19 protein-coding genes and 1 tRNA gene are annotated in these 19,889 nt (G+C 67.8%); 6 read left to right on the top strand and 14 right to left on the bottom strand.

The genetic code is table 11. From position 1 onward, the window contains the following. Positions 1 to 47 precede the first annotated feature (47 nt). Positions 48 to 3,812 (bottom strand): methionine synthase, encoded by a 3,765-nt coding sequence (metH, locus tag CYU59_RS03355; RefSeq protein WP_292975876.1) that lies wholly within the window; start codon positions 3,810 to 3,812, stop codon positions 48 to 50. Positions 3,813 to 4,153: 341 nt separating this feature from the next. Here metH and CYU59_RS03360 point away from each other — a divergent pair, with 341 nt between their 5' ends. Further along, positions 4,154 to 5,032: a PAC2 family protein gene (locus tag CYU59_RS03360; RefSeq protein ID WP_292975878.1), complete on the top strand. Its 879-nt coding sequence runs from the start codon at positions 4,154 to 4,156 to the stop codon at positions 5,030 to 5,032. Between the two features lie 19 nt (positions 5,033 to 5,051). Here CYU59_RS03360 and CYU59_RS03365 read toward each other — a convergent pair whose 3' ends face one another. Both CYU59_RS03365 and mshC read right to left on the bottom strand, forming a co-directional pair. Further along, entirely contained in the window at positions 5,052 to 5,930 is an 879-nt protein-coding gene (locus CYU59_RS03365) for an SDR family oxidoreductase (protein ID WP_292975880.1), read from the bottom strand. A gap of 16 nt (positions 5,931 to 5,946) precedes the next feature. Then, positions 5,947 to 7,200, bottom strand: coding sequence for a cysteine--1-D-myo-inosityl 2-amino-2-deoxy-alpha-D-glucopyranoside ligase (gene mshC / locus CYU59_RS03370; protein ID WP_292975882.1), 1,254 nt, complete (start codon positions 7,198 to 7,200; stop codon positions 5,947 to 5,949). 16 nt (positions 7,201 to 7,216) lie between these two features. Between mshC and CYU59_RS03375 the strand changes: the two genes are divergently transcribed. Beyond that, positions 7,217 to 7,495 carry a hypothetical protein gene (locus CYU59_RS03375; protein ID WP_292975884.1) on the top strand — a complete coding sequence of 93 codons (279 nt, stop codon included), beginning with the start codon at positions 7,217 to 7,219 and terminating at the stop codon, positions 7,493 to 7,495. On the opposite strand, the gene CYU59_RS03380 is transcribed toward CYU59_RS03375, so the two are convergent. The 7 genes from CYU59_RS03380 to CYU59_RS03410 all read right to left on the bottom strand — a co-directional run bounded on the left by CYU59_RS03380 (position 7,492) and on the right by CYU59_RS03410 (position 12,214). Further along, positions 7,492 to 8,262, bottom strand: a complete 771-nt coding sequence (locus CYU59_RS03380; RefSeq protein ID WP_292975887.1) for an inositol monophosphatase family protein — start codon at positions 8,260 to 8,262, stop codon at positions 7,492 to 7,494. The genes CYU59_RS03375 and CYU59_RS03380 overlap by 4 nt on opposite strands. 22 nt (positions 8,263 to 8,284) lie before the next feature. Next, on the bottom strand, positions 8,285 to 8,791 hold the full coding sequence (locus tag CYU59_RS03385; RefSeq protein ID WP_292975889.1) for a DUF2505 domain-containing protein: 507 nt from the start codon (positions 8,789 to 8,791) through the stop codon (positions 8,285 to 8,287). Positions 8,792 to 8,797: 6 nt separating this feature from the next. Continuing rightward, complete coding sequence (locus tag CYU59_RS03390; protein ID WP_292975892.1) at positions 8,798 to 9,613, bottom strand: SCO1664 family protein; 816 nt, start codon at positions 9,611 to 9,613, stop codon at positions 8,798 to 8,800. After that, positions 9,597 to 10,184 carry a DUF3090 domain-containing protein gene (locus CYU59_RS03395; protein WP_292975895.1) on the bottom strand — a complete coding sequence of 196 codons (588 nt, stop codon included), beginning with the start codon at positions 10,182 to 10,184 and terminating at the stop codon, positions 9,597 to 9,599. Before CYU59_RS03395 ends, CYU59_RS03390 begins: the two co-directional genes overlap by 17 nt. A gap of 60 nt (positions 10,185 to 10,244) precedes the next feature. Then, a complete protein-coding gene (locus CYU59_RS03400; RefSeq protein WP_292975897.1) occupies positions 10,245 to 10,937 on the bottom strand; it encodes a histidine phosphatase family protein in 693 nt (230 codons plus the stop codon). Between the two features lie 55 nt (positions 10,938 to 10,992). Beyond that, positions 10,993 to 11,823, bottom strand: a complete 831-nt coding sequence (locus CYU59_RS03405) for an undecaprenyl-diphosphate phosphatase (RefSeq protein WP_292975924.1) — start codon at positions 11,821 to 11,823, stop codon at positions 10,993 to 10,995. A 76-nt stretch (positions 11,824 to 11,899) separates the two neighbouring features. Beyond that, positions 11,900 to 12,214, bottom strand: a complete 315-nt coding sequence (locus CYU59_RS03410) for a hypothetical protein (protein ID WP_292975900.1) — start codon at positions 12,212 to 12,214, stop codon at positions 11,900 to 11,902. Positions 12,215 to 12,461: 247 nt separating this feature from the next. On the opposite strand from CYU59_RS03410, the gene CYU59_RS03415 reads away from it, so the two are divergent. The 3 genes from CYU59_RS03415 to CYU59_RS03425 are packed head-to-tail and all read left to right on the top strand — an operon-like array spanning position 12,462 to position 14,739. Then, on the top strand, positions 12,462 to 13,400 hold the full coding sequence (locus tag CYU59_RS03415) for a hypothetical protein (protein WP_292975927.1): 939 nt from the start codon (positions 12,462 to 12,464) through the stop codon (positions 13,398 to 13,400). Then, positions 13,397 to 13,660 (top strand): DUF5703 family protein, encoded by a 264-nt coding sequence (locus CYU59_RS03420; protein WP_292975902.1) that lies wholly within the window; start codon positions 13,397 to 13,399, stop codon positions 13,658 to 13,660. Before CYU59_RS03415 ends, CYU59_RS03420 begins: the two co-directional genes overlap by 4 nt. Positions 13,661 to 13,695: 35 nt before the next feature. Continuing rightward, entirely contained in the window at positions 13,696 to 14,739 is a 1,044-nt protein-coding gene (locus tag CYU59_RS03425) for a quinone-dependent dihydroorotate dehydrogenase (protein WP_292975930.1), read from the top strand. Here the strand turns inward: CYU59_RS03425 and CYU59_RS03430 are convergent. The 4 genes from CYU59_RS03430 to CYU59_RS03445 form a co-directional block, all read right to left on the bottom strand. Continuing rightward, positions 14,736 to 16,961, bottom strand: coding sequence for an arylsulfatase (locus CYU59_RS03430; RefSeq protein ID WP_292975904.1), 2,226 nt, complete (start codon positions 16,959 to 16,961; stop codon positions 14,736 to 14,738). The genes CYU59_RS03425 and CYU59_RS03430 overlap by 4 nt on opposite strands. 106 nt (positions 16,962 to 17,067) lie before the next feature. Then, on the bottom strand, positions 17,068 to 17,661 hold the full coding sequence (locus CYU59_RS03435) for a dienelactone hydrolase family protein (protein WP_292975906.1): 594 nt from the start codon (positions 17,659 to 17,661) through the stop codon (positions 17,068 to 17,070). A 6-nt stretch (positions 17,662 to 17,667) separates the two neighbouring features. After that, positions 17,668 to 18,198, bottom strand: coding sequence for a YbhB/YbcL family Raf kinase inhibitor-like protein (locus CYU59_RS03440; RefSeq protein ID WP_292975908.1), 531 nt, complete (start codon positions 18,196 to 18,198; stop codon positions 17,668 to 17,670). A gap of 25 nt (positions 18,199 to 18,223) precedes the next feature. Further along, positions 18,224 to 19,579: a M20/M25/M40 family metallo-hydrolase gene (locus CYU59_RS03445; protein ID WP_292975911.1), complete on the bottom strand. Its 1,356-nt coding sequence runs from the start codon at positions 19,577 to 19,579 to the stop codon at positions 18,224 to 18,226. A gap of 97 nt (positions 19,580 to 19,676) precedes the next feature. Here CYU59_RS03445 and CYU59_RS03450 point away from each other — a divergent pair. Then, positions 19,677 to 19,762, top strand: a tRNA-Leu gene (locus CYU59_RS03450). Positions 19,763 to 19,889: the final 127 nt, after the last annotated feature.

The following is a 19,889-nucleotide window of genomic DNA, read 5'->3' on the forward strand; positions in this document are numbered from 1 at the left end:
CCTCGTGCGGAGTCGGCTGCGGTTGTGCGAGCTCAACCAAGTTCGACTCAGTCCTCCGGGTTGTAGCCGAGGTTGGGGCCCAGCCAGCGCTCGGCTTCCTGCAACGTCCAGCCCTTGCGCTTGGCGTAGTCGGCGACCTGGTCCTGGGCCATCCGGCCGACCACGAAATACTGCGACTGCGGGTGGGAGAAGTACCAGCCGCTGACGGCGGCACCGGGCCACATCGCCATCGACTCGGTCAGCTCTATGCCGGTCCGCTCCTTGACGTCCATCAGCTCCCAGAGCGTCACCTTCTCGGTGTGCTCCGGGCAGGCCGGGTAGCCGGGGGCGGGACGGATTCCGCGGTATTTCTCACCGATGAGCGACTCGTTGTCCAGCTGCTCGTCAGGCTGGAATCCCCAGAACTCTTTGCGGACCCGTTGGTGCATCCGTTCGGCGAACGCCTCAGCCAGCCGATCGGCGAGCGACTCCAGCAAGATCCCGTTGTAGTCGTCGTTGGCTGCCTGGAACTCGACGATCTTGTCGGCGCTGCCGAGCCCCGTGGTGACGGCGAAGGCGCCGACGTAGTCGGCCAGACCGGTGTCCTTGGGCGCGATGAAGTCGCCGAGGCTCCGGTTCGGGATGCCGTCCCGGTGCTCGCCCTGCTGGCGCAGGTTGTACAACGTGGTCAGCACCTCGGTGCGGGTGTCGTCGGTGTAGACCTCGATGTCGTCGCCGACCGCGTTGGCGGGGAAGAACCCGATCACCCCGTTGGCGGTCAGCCACTTCTCCTTGATCAGGGTGTCGAGCATCTCCTGAGCGTCGTCGTAGAGCTTGCGGGCCGCCTCGCCCGACACCGGGTTGTTCAGGATGTCGGGGAATCGTCCCTTCATCTCCCAGGCATTGAAGAACGGCTGCCAGTCGATGTACTCGCGGAGCTCAGCGATGTCGTAGTCGAGAAACTCCCGGACGCCGAGACCCTGGGCGGGCTCCGGCGGCGTGTAGCCGTCCCACTCGATCGGCGTCCGGTTCGCGCGCGCCTTCTCCAGCGTCACCATCGGCCGCTCGCTCTTCTGGGCGTGCCGTTCGCGCAGCGACGCGTAGTCCTTCTCGGTCGCCTCGAGCAGCGCTGGGCGCTGCTTGTCGTCCAGCAGCGCCGCGGCCACCGGGACCGAGCGCGACGCGTCCTTGACCCAGACCACCGGACCACTCCGACGCGGCGAGACCTTGACCGCCGTGTGGGCGCGCGAGGTGGTCGCGCCGCCGATCAGCAGCGGAATCTCCAGCCCCTCACGTTCCATTTCGACGGCGAAGTTGACCATCTCGTCCAGGGACGGGGTGATCAGGCCGGACAGGCCGATGATGTCGGCGTTGTGCTCCTTGGCCGCGTCCAGAATCTTCTGTGCAGGCACCATCACACCGAGGTCGATCACTTCGTAGTTGTTGCACTGCAGGACGACCCCGACGATGTTCTTGCCGATGTCGTGGACGTCGCCCTTGACCGTCGCCATGATGATCGTGCCGTTGGTGTCTTTGTTGGCGGTGGTACCGGCCTGCGCCTTCTCCGCCTCGATGTACGGCAGCAGGTATGCCACGGCCTTCTTCATCACCCGGGCCGACTTCACGACCTGGGGCAGGAACATCTTGCCTGCACCGAAGAGGTCACCGACGACGTTCATGCCGTCCATCAGCGGGCCTTCGATCACCTCGATCGGGCGACCACCGGCACCCTCGATCTCGGCCCGCAATTCCTCGGTATCGTCGTCGACGTTGGCGTCGATGCCCTTGACCAGGGCGTGGGTGATGCGTTCGCGTACCGGCAGGCTGCGCCATTCGGCCGCCTTCGGGTCTTCGGTCTTCTCCGTCTTGTTGAACCGTTCCGCGATTTCCAGCAGCCTTTCGGCCGCATCCTCGCGACGGTTCAGGACGACGTCTTCGATCCGGTCCCGCAGCTCGGGATCGATGGAGTCGTAGGGCACCAAGGCGCCGGCGTTGACGATGCCCATGTCCAGGCCGGCCTTGATGGCGTGGAACAGGAACACGGCGTGGATCGCCTCGCGGACGGGGTTGTTCCCCCGGAACGAGAACGACACGTTCGAGATACCGCCGGAGATGTGCACCCCGGGAAGGTTTTCCTTGATCCAGGCGCAGGCCTCGATGAAGTCGATCCCGTAGGTCGCGTGCTCCTCGATACCGGTCGCCAGCGCGAAGCAGTTCGGGTCGAAGATGATGTCCTCGGCCGGGAAACCGACCTCCTCGGTCAGGATCCGGTAGGCGCGACCACAGATCTCCTTGCGTCGCTCCAGGTTGTCGGCCTGACCCTGCTCGTCGAAAGCCATCACGACGACGGCGGCGCCGTACTTGCGGCACAGCCGGGCTTCGCGGACGAACTTCTCCTCGCCCTCCTTCATGGAGATCGAGTTGACAATCGGCTTGCCCTGCACGTTCTTCAGGCCCGCCTCGATGACATCCCACTTCGAGGAGTCGATCATCACCGGGACGCGGCTGATGTCCGGCTCGGCCGCGATCAGCTTGGTGAACCGATCCATCGCGGCGATGCCGTCGATCATGCCCTCGTCCATATTGATGTCGATGACCTGCGCACCGACCTCGACCTGCTGCAGGGCGACCGACAGCGCGGTGTCGTAGTCCTCGGCCTTGATCAGGTTGCGGAACCGGGCGGAGCCGGTGATGTTGGTGCGCTCGCCGATGTTCACGAACAGCGAGTCTTCGGTGATGTTGAGCGGCTCCAAGCCAGAAAGCCGGGTGGCCTCGCCGATCTCCGGCAACCCGCGAGGCGCCTTGCCCTCGACGACCTTGGCGATCTCGGCGATGTGCGGCGGCGCCGTCCCGCAGCAGCCGCCGACCAGGTTGACCAGACCGGCCTCGGCGAACTCGGCGATGTAGCTGGCCTGCCGCTCCGGGGATTCGTCGTACTCGCCGAACGCGTTGGGCAGGCCGGCGTTCGGGTAGCAGGAGACGAAGGTGTCGGCGATGCGCGCCACCTCGGCGATGTAGGGCCTCATCTCCGGCGCGCCCAGGGCGCAGTTGAGGCCGACCGCGATCGGCTTGGCGTGCCTGATCGCGTTCCAGAACGCTTCGGTGACCTGACCGGACAGCGTCCGCCCCGAGGCGTCGGTGATGGTGCCCGAGATGATCACCGGCCAGCGGCGGCCGCGGTCCTCGAACAACGTCTCCACCGCGAACACCGCGGCCTTGGCGTTCAGCGAATCGAAGATGGTCTCGATGATGATCAGGTCGGCACCGCCGTCGACCAGCCCGTTGGCGGCTTCAAGGTAGGCCGCGACCAGCTGGTCGTAGGAGACGTTGCGGGCGCCGGGGTCGTTGACGTCCGGCGAGATCGACGCGGTCCGCGTCGTGGGACCGATTGCGCCGGCGACGTAACGGGGCTTTTCCGGGGTGCTGAACGCGTCGGCGGCCTTGCGGGCCAGGGCGGCGCCGGCGTAGTTCAGCTCGTAGCTGAGGTCGGCCATGTCGTAGTCGGAAAGCGAGACCGCGTTCGCGTTGAACGTGTTGGTCTCCAGGATGTCGGCACCCGCTTCGAGGTACTCCCGGTGGATCCCTTCGATGATCTGCGGCTGCGTCAGAGTGAGCAGATCGTTGTTTCCCTGGAGAGCGCTCGGCCACTCGGTGAACCGGTCGCCGCGGTAACCGGCCTCGTCGGGCCGGTCGCGCTGGATCGCCGTGCCCATGGCCCCGTCGATCACCATGATCCGCCGGCCGAGCGCAGCCGTCAGTTCGTCGGTGCAGTCGGGGCGAATGTTCGGCGCGAAGGTGTCCGATTCAATGGCGCTCACGCATGTTCCTTCCATCACGGAAGGCGTCCTTAACTCTGCCGAGCGTGGCGGATACCGGCAGGGGCCGGAGAACCGTTGCAACGCCTCTCGACCAGAAAAGTCTACGTCGTCGTACGACGTCTGGACGCCCAGCTCGACTCGACCCGTTCGTCGATCGCGGTGTCTCAGAGCGTCAGCTCACGGATCTTGTCGGCAGTGTCGCAATTTTTCAGGGGTAACGAGATTGCCGCCGAACATATTTCGTCTCGGGTGAAAGTCGTGGGGCAGGCGCATTCGTCGTGGCAAGCATAACCGGACTGCGCGAAACGGCCGCCGCTCTTCGCGCCGCGACCACGATCACGTCGTACGCTAATTGCGTGACCTCGCACGACGTCAGCGCCTCATTCCCCGAGCTGCACAACACGATTGTGGTGGCTGCGTTCGAGGGCTGGAACGATGCCGGCGACGCGGCCAGCGACGCGCTCGAGCACTTGGACGCCATCTGGGAGGCCGACCCGATCGTCGAGATCGACGACGAGGCCTATTACGACTACCAGGTGAACCGGCCGGTGATCCGGCAGGTCGACGGCGTCACGCGGGAGCTGGTGTGGCCGTCGATGCGGATCTCGCATTGCCGCCCGCCCGGCGCCGACCGCGACATCGTGCTGATGCACGGCGTCGAGCCGAACATGCGGTGGCGCACCTTCTGCGCCGAGCTGCTGGCCGTCGCCGACAAGTTGAACGTCGACACGGTGGTGATCCTGGGTGCGCTGCTCGCCGACACGCCCCACACGCGGCCGGTGCCGGTTTCCGGGGCGGCCTACTCCCCCGAGTCGGCAAGGCGTTTCGGCCTGCAGGAAACCCGTTACGAGGGGCCGACCGGCATCGCCGGGGTGTTTCAGGACGCCTGCGTGATGGCCGGTATCCCGGCGGTCACGTTCTGGGCCGCGGTGCCGCACTACGTGTCGCAGCCGCCCAACCCCAAGGCGACCGTCGCGTTGTTGCGCCGCGTCGAGGAGGTGCTCGACATCGAGGTGCCGCTGGCCGACCTGCCCGCGGAGGCCGAGGAGTGGGAGCAGGCGGTCACCGAGATGACCGCCGACGACGACGAGATCGCCGAGTACGTGCAGTCGTTGGAGCAGCGCGGCGACGCCGAGGTCGACATGAGCGAGGCGCTGAACAAGATCGACGGCGACGCACTGGCCGCCGAGTTCGAGCGCTATCTGCGCCGCCGCCGGCCGGGTTTCGGTCGGTAGCGGCTAGCCCGATCGCACGCTAGGAGTGGTCGAACTTCGCGTTGTAGGAGCTGGTGGAGCGCCCGAGCGCTTTGACTTCCTCGTCCATCCGGGGCAGCAGGTCCTTCGCGGTCTTCGACACCGCGTTCTCCCCGACCGGGGTCGACAGCAGCGGCTTGAGCCAGCGGAAATAGCCGACCCAACCGGGGCAGTAGACCCGTCGCTTGCGCTGTTCGATGCCCTTGACGAAGGCCGCCACGCAGTCGTCCACTGACGTCGTCTTGTTCAGCGGCCACGGCAGCTTGGACAGCAGCTCGGTGAACGACGGCAGGTCGGCCTTGCTGTCGCGGACCAGCGCGGTGTCGATCCAGGACATGTGCGCCGAGCCGACCGTGACGCCGTGCCCGGCGACCTCCAGCCGCAGTGCGTTGGCCAGGTGCTCCACCCCGGCCTTCGACGCGTCATAGGGACTCATGCCGGGCGCGGCCGCGAACGCGGCCAGCGACGAGACGATCAGCACGTAGCCCTTGGTCCCGATCACGGCGGGCAGCGTCGCGCGCACGGTGTGGAAGACACCGGTCAGGTTGACGTCGATGACCCGCTTGAACGCCGCCGGGTCGACCTGCAGCACCGATCCGTAGCTGGCGATCCCGGCGTTGGCCAGCACCACGTCGATGCCACCGAACTTGGTGACGGCCTGCTCCGCGGCGTCCTCCATCGCGGCCAAGTTGCAGACGTCCGCCACGACGGTGAGGACCCGCTCGTCGCCGAGTTCGTCGGAGATGCTCGTCAGCGCGTTCTCGTCCAGATCGGTCAGCACCAGCTTCGCGCCCTTGGCGTGCAGGCGGCGGGCCACCTCGGCCCCGATTCCGTGGCCGCCACCGGTGATGAATACGACTTGCGAGTTCACTGACGTCATGGCGGCAACCTACCTGCTAGGCGGGCGCAGACGACAATTCCACTCCCAGTAGCGCATCGGTAAGCGCTGCGACCGCCGATGGGGCTTCAGCATCGTGGCCGCCGTATTCCAGCGCGTCGGTTGACCAACCATCAAGTGCGGCAAGCGCTTTGGGCGTGTCGAGGTCGTCGGCCAGATACTGGCGGACCCGGGCGATCACGTCACCGGCGTCGGGTCCGGCGGCCAGGCCGGTGGCAGCCCGCCACCGCTGCAGCCGCACTCGGGCGTCCTCGAGCACCTGCGGCGTCCACTCGCGATCGGCGCGGTAGTGCCCGGCCAGCAGACCCAGCCGGATGGCCGCGGGCTCGACGCCGTCGGCGCGCAGTCCCGACACCAGCACCAGGTTGCCGAGACTCTTCGACATCTTGTGGCCGTCGAGTCCGATCATGCCGGCGTGCACGTAGTGCCCCGCGAATCGCCGTTCGCCGCTGACGGATTCGGCGTGGGCGGCGGTGAACTCGTGATGCGGGAAGACCAGATCGCTGCCGCCACCCTGAATGTCCAGCCCGCTTCCGATGCGGCTGAGGGCGATCGCCGCGCACTCGACGTGCCAGCCCGGCCGCCCGGGTCCGAACGGTGAGGGCCAGCTCGGCTCGCCGGGGCGCACCGCCCGCCACAGCAACGCGTCGAGCTGATCGGTTTTGCCCGCACGGTCCGGGTCCCCACCGCGTTCGGCGAACAGCGTCAGCATGGTCTCGCGGTCGTAGCCGGACTCGTAGCCGAACTGCGCGGTGGCGTCGGCGCGGAAGTAGACGTCGGGGAACTCGGCATCCTCGACGACGTACGCGGCGCCGGAGGCCAGCATTTTCTCGACGAGCTCGACGACCTCGTCCACCGCATCGGTGGCGGCGACGTATTCGCGCGGCGGCAGCACCCGCAGCGCGGCCATGTCCTGGCGATACAGGTCGGTTTCGCGGGCCGCGAGGTCGCGCCAGTCGATGCCGTCGCGATCGGCCCGCTCGAACAGCGGATCGTCGACGTCGGTGACGTTCTGGACGTAGTGCACGTCGTGGCCGAGGTCGCGCCAGATCCGGTGGATCAGGTCGAACGCCAGGTAGGTGGCGGCGTGGCCGAGGTGCGTCGCGTCGTAGGGGGTGATGCCGCAGACGTACATGGTGGCCGTCGGCCCGGCCGACACCGGGCGCACCTGGCGATCGGAGCTGTCGTACAGCCGCAGCTCCGGGCCGCGTCCCGGCAGCGCTGGGAGGGGTGCCGACGCCCACGACTGCATGGGTACGACTTTAGGCGTGGCGACGATGCGGCCCGGGGAGCGGGCCGAGGAGGAGCCGGGCAATGGGGCCGGCGTGGCGACGATGCGGCCCGAAGAGCGGGCCGAGGAGGAGCCGGGCAATGGAGTAGGCGTGGCGACGATGCGGCCCGGGGAGCGGGCCGAGGAGGAGCCGGGCAATGGGGCCGGCGTGGCGACGATGCGGTCGGTGCAACGGCCCGGTGAGAGCGAGGGTTGCGTGGCAGACGACATGAGAGCGACAACTGCTGGGGCTTGGCTGGAATTCCTCGGTCGCTAGCTCGCCACCCGGATCGCGCCCAGCAACAGATCGGCGAGTTCGGAGCGACACATCAGAAAGTCGGGCAGATACGGGTCGGGCCGGTTGTAGATCATCTCCGAACCGTCCAGCCGCGAGGCGTGCATGCCGGCCGCCAGGATCACCCCGGCCGGGGCGGCCGAATCCCACTCCCACTGGCCGCCGGCATGGATGTAGGCGTCGGCGTCACCGCGGATCACCGACATGGCTTTCGCGCCGGCCGAGCCGATCCGGACGAATTCCACGTCGAGCTGCCGGGCCAGGTAATAGAGCACGGCGGGCGGCCGGTTGGAACTGGCGGTGATCCGGATCGGACCGGAAAGCTCTGCGGTGGGCCCGATTACCGTGTCACTGCGGTACACCTCACCCATCGCCGGCAGCGCGACGGCGGCGTCGGTGATCGCACCGTTCGGTCCGCCATAGCGTTGCCACAACGCGACGTGTACGGCCCAGTCGTTGCGGCCCTCCCAGGAGAATTCGCGGGTCCCGTCGAGCGGATCCACGATCCAGACCCGGTCGGACTGCAGCCGGGTCAGGTCGTCGTAGGCCTCTTCGCTGAGCACGGCGTCATCCGGACGCTCGGCGTGCAACCGCTCCAGCAGCAGCGCGTTCGCCTGGCTGTCGCCCTCGTCGCCGAGCAGCCACGGATAGCCGAAGCCCACCCGCTCGCGCACGGCCAGCAGTAGCTCGCCTGCCTCCTGAGCGAGGTCGGCGGCCAGCGCGGCGTCGCTGACGGGCTCGGGGGTCACCGGTCCAGTATCCCTGACCACCTCAGCGGTTCGTCACGATCCAGGTGTTGGTGAAGCGCTGGACGGCGCCGATCTCGTCGCCGAGCCGGCTGACGATGAAGCTCTCCACCTGGCCGCCCACCAACGGGATGTTGACCCGCACGGTGGTGCTGAAGTCCAACCGCGAGCCGCTGCCCACCGGCACCAACGACACCGCGCCGACCGCGGACACCGGGGCACCGGGGACCTGGACGTCGATCGTGCCGCGCGCGTGGCCGTCGGCCGCCGGTTGCCACGCCTCGGTGCGGGCCATCTCGAAATCACCGGGAACCAATGCGGTGACGACTTTCGGCAACCGGTTCGCGAACAGGCTGACGGTCAGCGCCGCCGTCACGCCGCCGTCCGGGTCGACGGTCAGCGAATTCAGCGTCGCGGTGCCGCTGTCGAACGCGGCCAACCTGGCCTCCCAGTAGGCGGGGTCTGCGAAGGCCGACAGAATCTCGTCGACGGTGACGGGCGCCTCGAGTGTCAGGGTGAGAGAACGGGACATCGGCGCCTAGAACGCCGGCCAGGGAATCGGGCGATGCCGATCGGGGCCGGGCATCACCGGATGGGCGAGCAGCACGCGGGCGCGCATCCGCAGCGCCGCGATCTCGGCGCTGGTGATGTGCTCGGCCAACGCTTCCCCGAGTGAGTCGGACACCCCGTCGACCAGACACGACACCCTCTCCAGCGTCTTGTCGTCGATCTTTTTCCCGGCCCACCCCCACAGGACGGTGCGGAGCTTGTCCTCGACGTGCAGGCTCACGCCGTGGTCCACGCCGTAGACGTCACCGTTGACACCGCGCAGCACGTGCCCGCCCTTGCGGTCGGCGTTGTTGACCAGCACGTCGAACACCGCCATCCGCCACAGCCGGACGTCGTCGGCGTGCACCAGCTCGACGGGATCGCCGGCGTAGTCGTAGGCGCGCAACACCGGCAGATAGCCGCGCGGACAACGATCGGCCGGGACCAGGTCGACGAGATCGAGGTCGGGGCCGGGCTCCGATTCAGCGGTGTCGCCGGGCTGGTCCACCCACAGCTGGAGCATGCCCTCACCTGCCGGGCCGTGCCGAATAATGGTGTACGGCACGATGTTCCAGCCCAAGTGCGCCGAAACCAGGTAGGCGCCGAGTTCGCGGCCGGCCAGCGTGCCGTCGGGAAAATCCCAGAGTGGCTGCTCGCCGGAGACGGGCTTGTAGACGCAGTGCACGGTGTGCTCGTCCAGCGTCGCCTCGCACAGAAAGGTGGCGTTGCTGGCGGAGCGGATGCGTCCCAGGACCGTCAGCTCGCCGGTACGCAGGACCTCGCGATCGTCAGGCCTCGGCGTCATCGTCCGGCCCGAGCAGCGTGCTGCGACGGTAGCCGTTTGTCCGCGCGCAGATGTGCCCGTCGGAATCCAGTGGCTCTTCACACAGCGGGCACGGCGGCCGGCCGGCGGAGATGACCGCGTTGGACCGGGTGGCGAACTCGCGGGCGGACTGCGGCGAGAGGAACACCCGGACTGCGTCGGGTCCCTCGTCGGTGTCGTCGAGCACGACCGAGGCGTCGAATTCGGTGTCACTGACGGCAAGCAGTTCGACCACCACCGTCTGCGCCTCGGAGTCCCAGCCCAATCCCATGGTCCCGACCCGGAATTCGGCGTCGACCGGAGTCACCAGCGGGCTTAGATCTTCCACCTTGTCGGTCTCCGGCGGAACGGGCGTGCCGAACCTCCGGTTGACCTCGACCAGCAACGCATCGATCCGCTCGGCGAGCACCGCGACTTGCTGTTTTTCCAGAATCACCGAGACCACCCGGGCGTCGTGCACAGCCTGCAGGTAGAAAGTGCGGTTTCCGGGCTGCCCAACGGTCCCGGCGACGAATCGGTCGGGTGAGCGGAAGACGTGGATCGCGCGAGACATGACATGTCCAAAATACCGGCAGTTGCGGCCCTTCTGTAAATCCAGGCCCGGGCGGACGGCTCAGTCGGTCGAGCCACCGACGACAGCGGCGTCGTCGGGTGTCTTTCCCTCGGGGGCCGGCGGTGGCGTCAACGCAGACGTCAGCCGCGCGCCGGTGTGGTTGGAGTGCAGCACGAACGGCCGCAGCCGTGTGTAACGGATCACACTCACCGACGCCGGGTCCGCCGACACCCGCTGGAAGCCGTCCATGTGCAGGCCCAGCGCGTCGGCGACCACCGCCTTGATGACATCGCCGTGAGTACAAGCCAGCCACAGTGCGTCGCCTTTGTGCTCTTCGGCCAAGCGGGCGTCATGCTCACGAATCGCGGCGACGGCCCGGGTCTGTACGTCCGCCAGACCCTCGCCGCCCGGGAACACCGCGGCGCTGGGGTGCGCTTGGACCACCGCCCACAGCGGCTCGTTGACCAGTTCGCCGAGTTTGCGGCCGGTCCATTCGCCGTAGTCGACCTCGGCGAGCCGGTCCTCGACGTTCGCCTCGAGGCCGAGCGCGGTGGCGAGCGGCTCGATGGTCTGCCGGCACCTCAGCAGCGGCGAGGTCACAATCGCGCGGATCGGTAGTTCAGCGAGCCGGTCGACCACTTCCGCGGCCTGCTGCCGCCCTTTGTCGTCGAGCTCGACCCCCTCGGAGCGGCCGGCCAGCACGTGCGCGGTGTTAGAGGTGGACCGGCCGTGCCGGAGCAGGATGACGGTCATCTGCGCTGCTCCTCAGCACTGCCGCTCATGCGGCACACGGTTCGGTCGTCAGCGGTCATGTCGCGCTCACCGTCCCGGTGGCCAGCAGGGTCAGTACGCCGACCCCGGCGGCCACGCGATAGCCGACGAACCAATACATGTTGTGCCGCAGCAGGAATCGTAGAAACCACGCCACCGCGGCCAGTCCGACGGCGAAGGCGATCACCGTCGACACCAACAGCTGCGGGCCCGTCGCGCTCATCCCCTCCAGCACCGGATGGAAGGCGTCCGGCAGCGAGAACAACCCGGACGCGAACACCGCGGGGATCGCCAGCAGAAACCCGAACCGGGCGGACAGTTCGCGCTGCTGGCCGAGGAACAGACCGGCACTGATCGTGGCCCCGGATCGAGACACCCCGGGTACCAGCGCCAGGGTCTGGGCGATGCCGACGACGACGGCGTCGCGCCAGGTCAGTTGCTCGACGTCGCGGTTCTGCTTGCCGATTCGCTCGGCCAGGGCGATCACCGCCGAGAACACCACCAGCGCGGTGGCGATCACCCAGAGATTGCGCACACCCGAGCGGATCTCGTCTTTGAACAGCAGACCGAGCACACAGATCGGGATGGTGCCGATGATCACGTACCACCCCAGCCAGTAGTCGGCGGTGCGTCGTGCCGCATCGCGCAGCCCTCGGAACCATGCCGTCAGAATCCGCGCGATATCACGGGAGAAATACACCAAAACCGCAGCCTCGGTGCCCAATTGGCTGACGGCGGTGAACGATGCGCCCGCGTCGTCGGCGAAGAAGACCCGCGACACGATCGCCAGATGACCGGAGGACGACACCGGAAGGAACTCGGTAAGGCCTTGCACGACGGACAGTACGACCACCTGCCACCACGACATCGCCTGCACCGCATGCACGACGACGACCGTACCGGGTGCCCGCTCCCGAGGGGCCAGACAGCCCTGCGGGCCCGATCTACGTCGACGCGTCGGCCAGGGCTACCGCGTCGCGGACGGCGGCGCCCAAGCTGCGCTCGTCGGTGATGTCGACGTCGACCACATTTCGCTCAGCGGTGGCGACAACGTCTTCGGGGTGCGGCACCGGGCCTTTGAGACGTGGGCGGTAGACCTCGACCAAGAGCTTCTGACCTTCGATGGAAAACGCGAAGCTTCGGCCGTCGCCGACCTGCCCGAAACCGCTGGCCAGGATCTTGGCGGAGAAAACCCCCACCCACATGTCCTCGATAGCAAACTCTCCGTCTGAGAATTGGCCGCGTTCGGCAACGCTCATACGGCGACCATACCCTGCGGTCCGGTTCCGGCAACCGCAGCCGAGACGAGCCTGCGCGGAGAATGTTCCCTAAGATCGGACGTCAGTCCGACCACCTCGTCGACACCCGGCCGCCCCTTGCATACCTGAGAGTCACCCTGTGCCAGCTAACCGCAATCGCGACAGATACCTTCGCCGGCTAATCACGGTTGGCCTGCTGGTTTCGCTATGTCCTGCGACCGCGTGCTCGAAGAAGCAGCTCGAGGGGCTGCCGGCTGCCATCCCGGCCGCCGAGGCCGCGCAGTCTCCGCCGGTCACGCAGGCTCCCGCCGGGACAACTCGCCCGCTGCCGGGCCGGCCACAGTCGGCGGTGTTCGACCCTAGCACCGGGCTGCTCGCGATCCTGGTGTCCGGGCCCACCGACACCGCGCCCACAAGCCTGGTCCTGCTGGGCGATCAGCAAACATCCGAGCGGACGATTGCCCTACCCGGAGCGGCCAGCGGGCTGACCGGCGACGGCGCCGGCACCGCGTATCTGTCGGCCCGCGGTGGCTATTACGCCGCGGACCTGGCGACCGGGCGTGTCACGACCGTGGGTGTCCGAGGTGCCGACGGTGTCGGGTTCAGCGCGATCACTCGTCGCGCCGACGGCACCGTGCTGCTCGGTACCGCGGACGGAACGTTGTACGCAATGAAGCCACAGGCGACCGACCCCAGCCGTATACCGGTGCACGCACATGTGGATTCGCTTGCCGCTCAAGGCAATACGGTGGCGGTACTGGACCGGGGACAGACGTCGATCACCACCGTGGAAGCCGACGGCGTAGTCGGACAGTCGCTGCGCGCCGGCCTGGGGGCCACCACGATCGCAGCCGATTCCGCGGGCCGCCTCCTGGTGAGCGACACCCGCGGCGGGCAGCTCCTGGTGTTCGGGGTCGACCCGCTGATCCTGCGCCAGGCCTACCCCGTCGCGGATTCGCCGTGTGGCGTCGCCGGATCGCGCGGGCTGGCCTGGGTGTCGCAGACCTCGGCGAATACTGTGATTGGTTACGATCTGTCAACCGGAATACCAGTGGAGAAGGTTCGGTACCCATCCGTGCGGCAACCCAACGCGCTCGCCTTCGACGATGCCGCGGGCACGCTGTTCGTGCTCTCCGGCGACGGCGAGGGCGTCCAGGTCATCGAGCATGCGGCGGATCCCAGGTGACGGCCGCGCGACCCGGCAGGATGCCGGCGGGCTGGGACACCGAGATGAGCGACGAATACGAGTGGGCGCCTTTGCGTTTGCCGCCCGACGTGACCCGCATCAGCGCATCGACGCGGCTGTCGATCGAGGCCGAGTATCGTGGCTGGGAGTTGACCCGGGTGCGGCTGTATACGGACGGGAGCAGGCGAGTATTGTTGCGCCGCAAGAAGTCTCGTGCAGACAACGCCCACAGCAGCCGTGTCGATCAGCCGGATCCGTGACGGTGGCCACCGACAAATCGACACCGTATGCGGCGCTGCGCCGTCTGCTGTTCCTGGTACCTGCCGAGCGCATCCACACGCTGGTTTTCGCGGGGCTTCGCGGCGCCACCGCGGCCGCGCCGCTCCGCCGTCAACTGGGCCGTCGACTGGCACCGATCGACCCGGTGCTGGCCAGCACGGTGTTCGGCGTCCGTTTTCCCGGGCCACTGGGCCTGGCCGCGGGCTTCGACAAAGACGGCACCGGTCTCAACGCATGGGGCGCATTGGGTTTCGGCTACGCCGAAGTCGGTACGGTGACCGCGCAGCCGCAGCCGGGCAATCCGGCGCCGCGGCTGTTCCGGCTGCCCGACGACCGCGCGTTGCTGAACCGGATGGGTTTCAACAACCACGGCGCCGCCGCACTGGCCGCCAGACTGGCCGACCACCGGTCTGACGTCCCGATCGGTGTCAACATCGGCAAGACCAAGACCACAGCGGCCGAGGACGCCGCCGAGGATTACCGGGCCAGCGCCCGACTGGTCGGTCGGCACGCCGCGTACCTGGTGGTCAACGTGAGTTCGCCGAACACGCCGGGACTGCGCGACCTGCAGACCGTCGAGTCGCTGCGCACGATCCTGTCCGCGGTGCTGGCCGAGACGTCAACGCCCGTTCTGGTGAAGATCGCGCCCGACCTGGCCGACCGCGATATCGACGAAATCGCGGACCTGGCAGTCGAACTCGGCCTGGCCGGCATCGTCGCCACCAACACCACGGTGTCGCGCGACGGATTGGCCACGCCGGGCGTCGGTGAGCTCGGCAGCGGTGGCGTCTCCGGGCCGCCGCTGCGCGACCGCGCCACCGAGGTGCTGCGACGGCTGTACGGCCGCACAGGCGGTCGACTCGCCCTGATCGGCGTCGGCGGCATCGAGACCGTCGACGATGCCTGGGATCGCATCACTGCCGGCGCCTCGCTGTTGCAGGCCTACACCGGCTTCGTCTACGGCGGCGGCATGTGGGCCAAGCACATTCACGACGGGTTGGCGATTCGGCTGCGCGAGGCCGGTTTCGCATCGTTGAGCGAGGCAGTGGGGTCGGGTTAGTCGGCGCGCAAGGCGCTGCGGAGCGATTGCAACTGGTCGAGCTCGGACTCGCCGGCTTCGACGCTGACCGACCGTATTGTGCCGTTCCACCGGAACGGTGGTCGATAGTCTCCGGCAACCGGCAGTCCCCGGTCGGCGCCGAGCGTCAACTGCGTGCCGCCGTGCTGCCAGGTGAATGGAAGCGTGTGCGCGGAGGTGGCCGTCGCGGCGACCGCGCCGTCGATCACTGCCTCGACCTCGGCACCGCCGGACACCAGTCGCAGCACCACGCCCAGCCGGTGCCGGCCCGCCGAGAGCTGTTGATCGGTTCGAAGCCGCAGTGTCTCACCGGGAAGTGCGACCGTGACGCTGAGCCGCCCGTCGATCACGTATGCGGCCAGGCCGCCGTTGAGGTCGCCGATCGCGAACAACACCCCGCTCGCCGGCTGCGCCACTACCTCGACGTCGGCGATGATGCGACCACCACCGGCCAGCAGCGGCAGTGCTTCGTCGGATACCGGGCCGGCCTCGGGATACACCGTGACGCTCTGCGCGGCGGGAAACTGCGGCGGAGCTATCGCCGACAGTCGACCGATCAATGAATCTGACAGCGGCAGAACGTTGTTCACCTCCGCTTCAGCCGACCAGAGTCCGATCAGCCGCTCCAGCACGTCCGGGTGCTCGGCGGCCAGGTCCCGGGATTCGGAGAAATCATCGTCGAGATGGAACAGCGACCAGCGGTCGGCGGCGAAGTCCCGGCTCCCGGTCAGCAGCAGGTCCTCGTCCAGCACACCGGCCGACACGTGATCGGTGGTGGCTTTCCAGCCGTCGGCGAAAATAGCGCGCGAACCCAGCATCTCGAAGTACTGCACGGCGCGCGGGTTACCGGCGTGGGCGTCGGCGAAGGTGGGCAGCAGGCTGGCGCCCTGTACCGGCGACTGGGCGACCCCGTCGACCGAGTCGGGCAGGGCGACTCCGCACGCATCGAGCACCGTCGGCATTAGGTCGATCGCATGGGCGAACTGTCCCCGGATCCCACCCCGATCGCCAATACCGTTGGGCCAGTGCGCGATGAACGGCACCCGGGTCCCGCCGAGCCAGGTGTAGCGCTTCCACAGTCGGAACGGCGTGTTGCCGGCCCACGCCCATCCCCACGAGTAGTGCGGATACGTCTGAGGCCCACCCCACTCGTCGAGCCGTTCGAGGTTCGCCGCGACGTCGTCGCGTACCTGATGAGTGAAGCGATGCTCGTTGATCGTGCCGGTTACCCCGCCCTCGGCGCTGGCCCCGTTGTCGGACAGCACGAAAATCAATGTGTCGTCCAGCACGCCAATGCGTTCCAGCGCGTCGACGACTCTGCCGATCTGCGCGTCGGTATGACTGAGGAAGCCCGCATACACCTCGTGTTCGCGCGCATACAGGCGCTGCTCGTCGGGGCCGAGTTGATCCCAGCCCTGAACCCACGGCGGCCGCGGCGTCAGCGTGGCGCCGTCCGGGACGATGCCCGAAGCGGTTTGGCGGGCGAACAATTCGTCACGCCAGCGGTCCCATCCGGCGTCGAACCTGCCGGCATACGCGTCGGCCCAGGAACGGTCGACATGATGCGGTGAGTGCATGGCACCGGGGGCGAAGTACAGGAAGAATGGCTTTCCCGGCGCACCCGCCTGCTGATTCAGCACCATCCGGATCGCCTCGTCGGCCAGATCCTCGGTCAGGTGGTAGCCGTCGTCCGGCGTGGCCGGCGGCTCGACGTACGAATTGTCCCGAACCAGCTCGGGCGCCCACTGATTGGCGTCGCCGCGCAGAAAGCCGTAGTAGCGTTCGAACCCCTGGCCCAGCGGCCAGGTGTCGTAGGGGCCCGCACCCGCGCGGTCACCTCGCGGCGTCAGATGCCATTTGCCCACCGCCAGCGTGCTCCACCCCGCATCGCGCAACAGCCGGGGCAAGGTGGCGGCCGAACGCGGGATCCGCGCGGCGTAGCCCGGGTGCGTGGTGGGCAGATCCGCGAGAAACCCCATCCCGACCGCATGGTGGTTGCGGCCGGTCAGCAACGCGGCCCGGGTGGGCGAACACAGTGCGGTCACGTGAAAGCGGTTGTAGCGCAGCCCCCCTGAGGCGAGGCGGTCGATGTTCGGGGTGGCGATGTCCGAGCCATAGCAGCCGAATTGACCGAAGCCGAGATCGTCGAGCAGGATCACCACGACGTTGGGCGCACTTTCCGGCGGCCTCGGCAGCTCGGTCATCTGGATCTGGCCTCCATCGGATGCACGGTGTAGTCATATGACTACGATCTGCCGAAACCATAATCGGCCCGCACCGGGGGCGCAAGGACCGTGCTGGTCGTTTCCGTCAGCGCGCCAACTGCCCCATCACGAAATCGGTAGTCAGACGGTGCCATTCCTGCCAGCGCCGCACCATGTGATGACCGACGCCCTCGATGCCCACCCATTGCGCGTCGAGTCCGCGCTCACGCGCCCGCTCAGTCTGGGCGCGGGAGGCGCCTGGATCGGTGATGGTGTCCGCCGTGCCATGGACGGCCAACAGCCGCGTATGGGCCGGAATCAAGTGGCCGTCACCGTGCTCCCACCACGGCGCGAGTGCCACCACCGCTCCGACGCCGCCGCCCGCAGCCAGGTGAGCCGCGACCCGACCGCCCATCGAATGACCAACGACCGCAATGTAATCCGGCTCGAACCGGCGCCGGACTTTGTCGAGGACCCGTTCGGCGTCACGCACCGGATCCATGCGCGAGCCATTCCATCCACAGAGCCGGTACTGCACCTGTCGCACGTCCGCTGCGGAACCCAGTTCACGCCGCAGAGCGCTGGTCAGGAACCCCATCCGCACATTCGCGGGCTGCCACGGGCGCGCGGTCCGCTCGCTTTCCACACTGCCGCCCGGCAGCACCAACACACAACCGCGCGGCGCGGTGCCGGTCGGCATGAGCGGCTAGTGCTGCTCGTAGGTCGCGTGGATCACAGCCCGCGCGATGGCGTGCTGAAAAAGGTTGAACCCCAAGAACGCCGGGCTGGCGTCTTCCGGGAGGTCGAGCTTGTCGGTGTCGACCGCATGCACCGCGACGTAGTAGCGATGGGCACCGTGGCTGGCCGGGGGCGCGGCGCCGATGTAGCGACGCTGCCCGGCGTCGTTGACCAGCGTCAGGGCCCCGCCGGGCAGGTCACTGCCGTCACCGGCGCCCGCGGGTAACTCGGTGACCGACGCGGGCAGGTTAGCGACGGCCCAGTGCCAGAATCCAGAGGCGGTCGGCGCGTCCGGGTCGTAGACAGTCACCGCGAAACTCTTTGTCTCATCCGGAAATCCGGACCAGGACAGCTGCGGGCTCTCGTCTTCGCCGCCGGCGCCCATGATCCCGCTGACTTGCGCGTTCGCCAGCGCCTGCCCGTCGTCGAACGACGACGACTCCAGATGAAACGACGGCAATTCCGGCAGCGCGGCGTACGGGTCGGGCGTGGTGGTCATGTTCGATCCCCTCTCGAATGGCTAGCTAGCAGTGCGTCAGAAAATGTGCCAGCACCTCGGTGCCGAACTTCAGCGCGTCTACGGGTACCCGTTCGTCGATGCCGTGGAACAACGCAGCGAAGTCGAGGTCCGGCGGCAACCGCAGCGGGGCAAAGCCGAAGCAGCGAATACCCAAGCGTTCGAATGCTTTTGCATCCGTTCCGCCAGAAAGCATATAGGGCACCGTCCGGGCGTCCGGGTCCACCGCAAGCAGGGCGGCGTTCATGGCCTCGACCAATTCACCGTCGAACGTCGTCTCATACGACGGCAGGGTGGTGATCCATTCGCGGGTCACGTCCGGCCCGATCAGCTCGTCGACCTCGGCCTCGAATGCGGCCAGACGCCCGGGCAGCACCCGGCAGTCCACGATCGCCTCGGCGGTGGCCGGCACCACGTTGGTCTTGTAACCGGCCTTGAGCATCGTCGGGTTGGCGGTATCGCGCAGCGTGGCCTTCACGATGCGGGCCAGCGGCCCGAGCTTCTCGACCGCGCCGTCCAAGTCGGGTGAGTCGGTGTCGAAGGTGAAGCCGGTCTCTTCGCCGACGGCCGTGAGGAATTGCACGACGCTGTCGGTGGGCACCACCGGGAATTGGTGGCGGCCCAGCCGCGCGACCGCCTCGGCCAGTGTGATGACCGCGTTCTGGTCGTGCACCATCGAGCCGTGACCGGGCCGGCCGTGCGCGGTCAGCCGCATCCAGTGCATGCTCTTCTCTGCGGTCTCGATCAGATACAGCCGCCGCTCTCCACCGTCACGGCGGGGCACGGTGAGCGAGAACCCGCCGACCTCGCCGACCGCCTCGGTGATGCCCTCGAACAGGTCGGGCCGGTTGTCCACCAGCCACTGCGAGCCCCACTTGCCCCCGTTCTCCTCGTCGGCGACGAAGGCGAACACCAGATCACGCGGCGGGACGATGCCGGTCCGGCGGAAGTGGCGGGCCAACACCAGCATCATGCCGACCATGTCCTTCATGTCGACCGCGCCGCGGCCCCAGACGTAGCCGTCCTCGATCGCACCGGAGAACGGGTGCACACTCCACTCGGCGGGCTCGGCGGGCACTACGTCCAGGTGTCCGTGGATCAGCAGCGCTCCGCGCGAACGGTCCGCGCCCTCGAGACGGGCGAACACGTTGCCCCGACCAGGGGCACCGGATTCCAGGTACTCGACCTGGTAGCCGACTTCCTCGAGCTGGGCGGCCACCCAGCGGGCGCACTCGGCCTCACCCCTCGTGGTGGCGAGCTCGCCGGTGTTGGTGGTGTCGAATCGGATCAGCGTGCTGACCACATCCACGACGTCGTCGATGGGATTCTGGGCGGGCACCGTCACAGTCACCTTTCCTACCATTGACGCCGGCGTCGGTGCGCGGCGCGCTTGTGGCCGGGCACGTTTGGGCGCGGGCCGACCCATCCGATAGCCTTAGCTGCCAATTCATTGGCGTTCGGTCCGAGTGGCGGAATGGCAGACGCGCTAGCTTGAGGTGCTAGTGCCCTATTAATGGGCGTGGGGGTTCAAGTCCCCCCTCGGACACCCATGTGATGAGTCGAGTCATAGGTGACAGATGAGTCGCGTCATGGGTTACAGATTCCCCGGCCGTTGGCCGGGGTTTTTGTTTTGGTTGGGCCAGTAGTTTTGGTCGGGGTTGATGTGGTGGCTG

It is taken from the genome of Mycobacterium sp., from assembly GCF_002863225.1.
Classification (GTDB): Bacteria; Actinomycetota; Actinomycetes; order Mycobacteriales; family Mycobacteriaceae; genus Mycobacterium.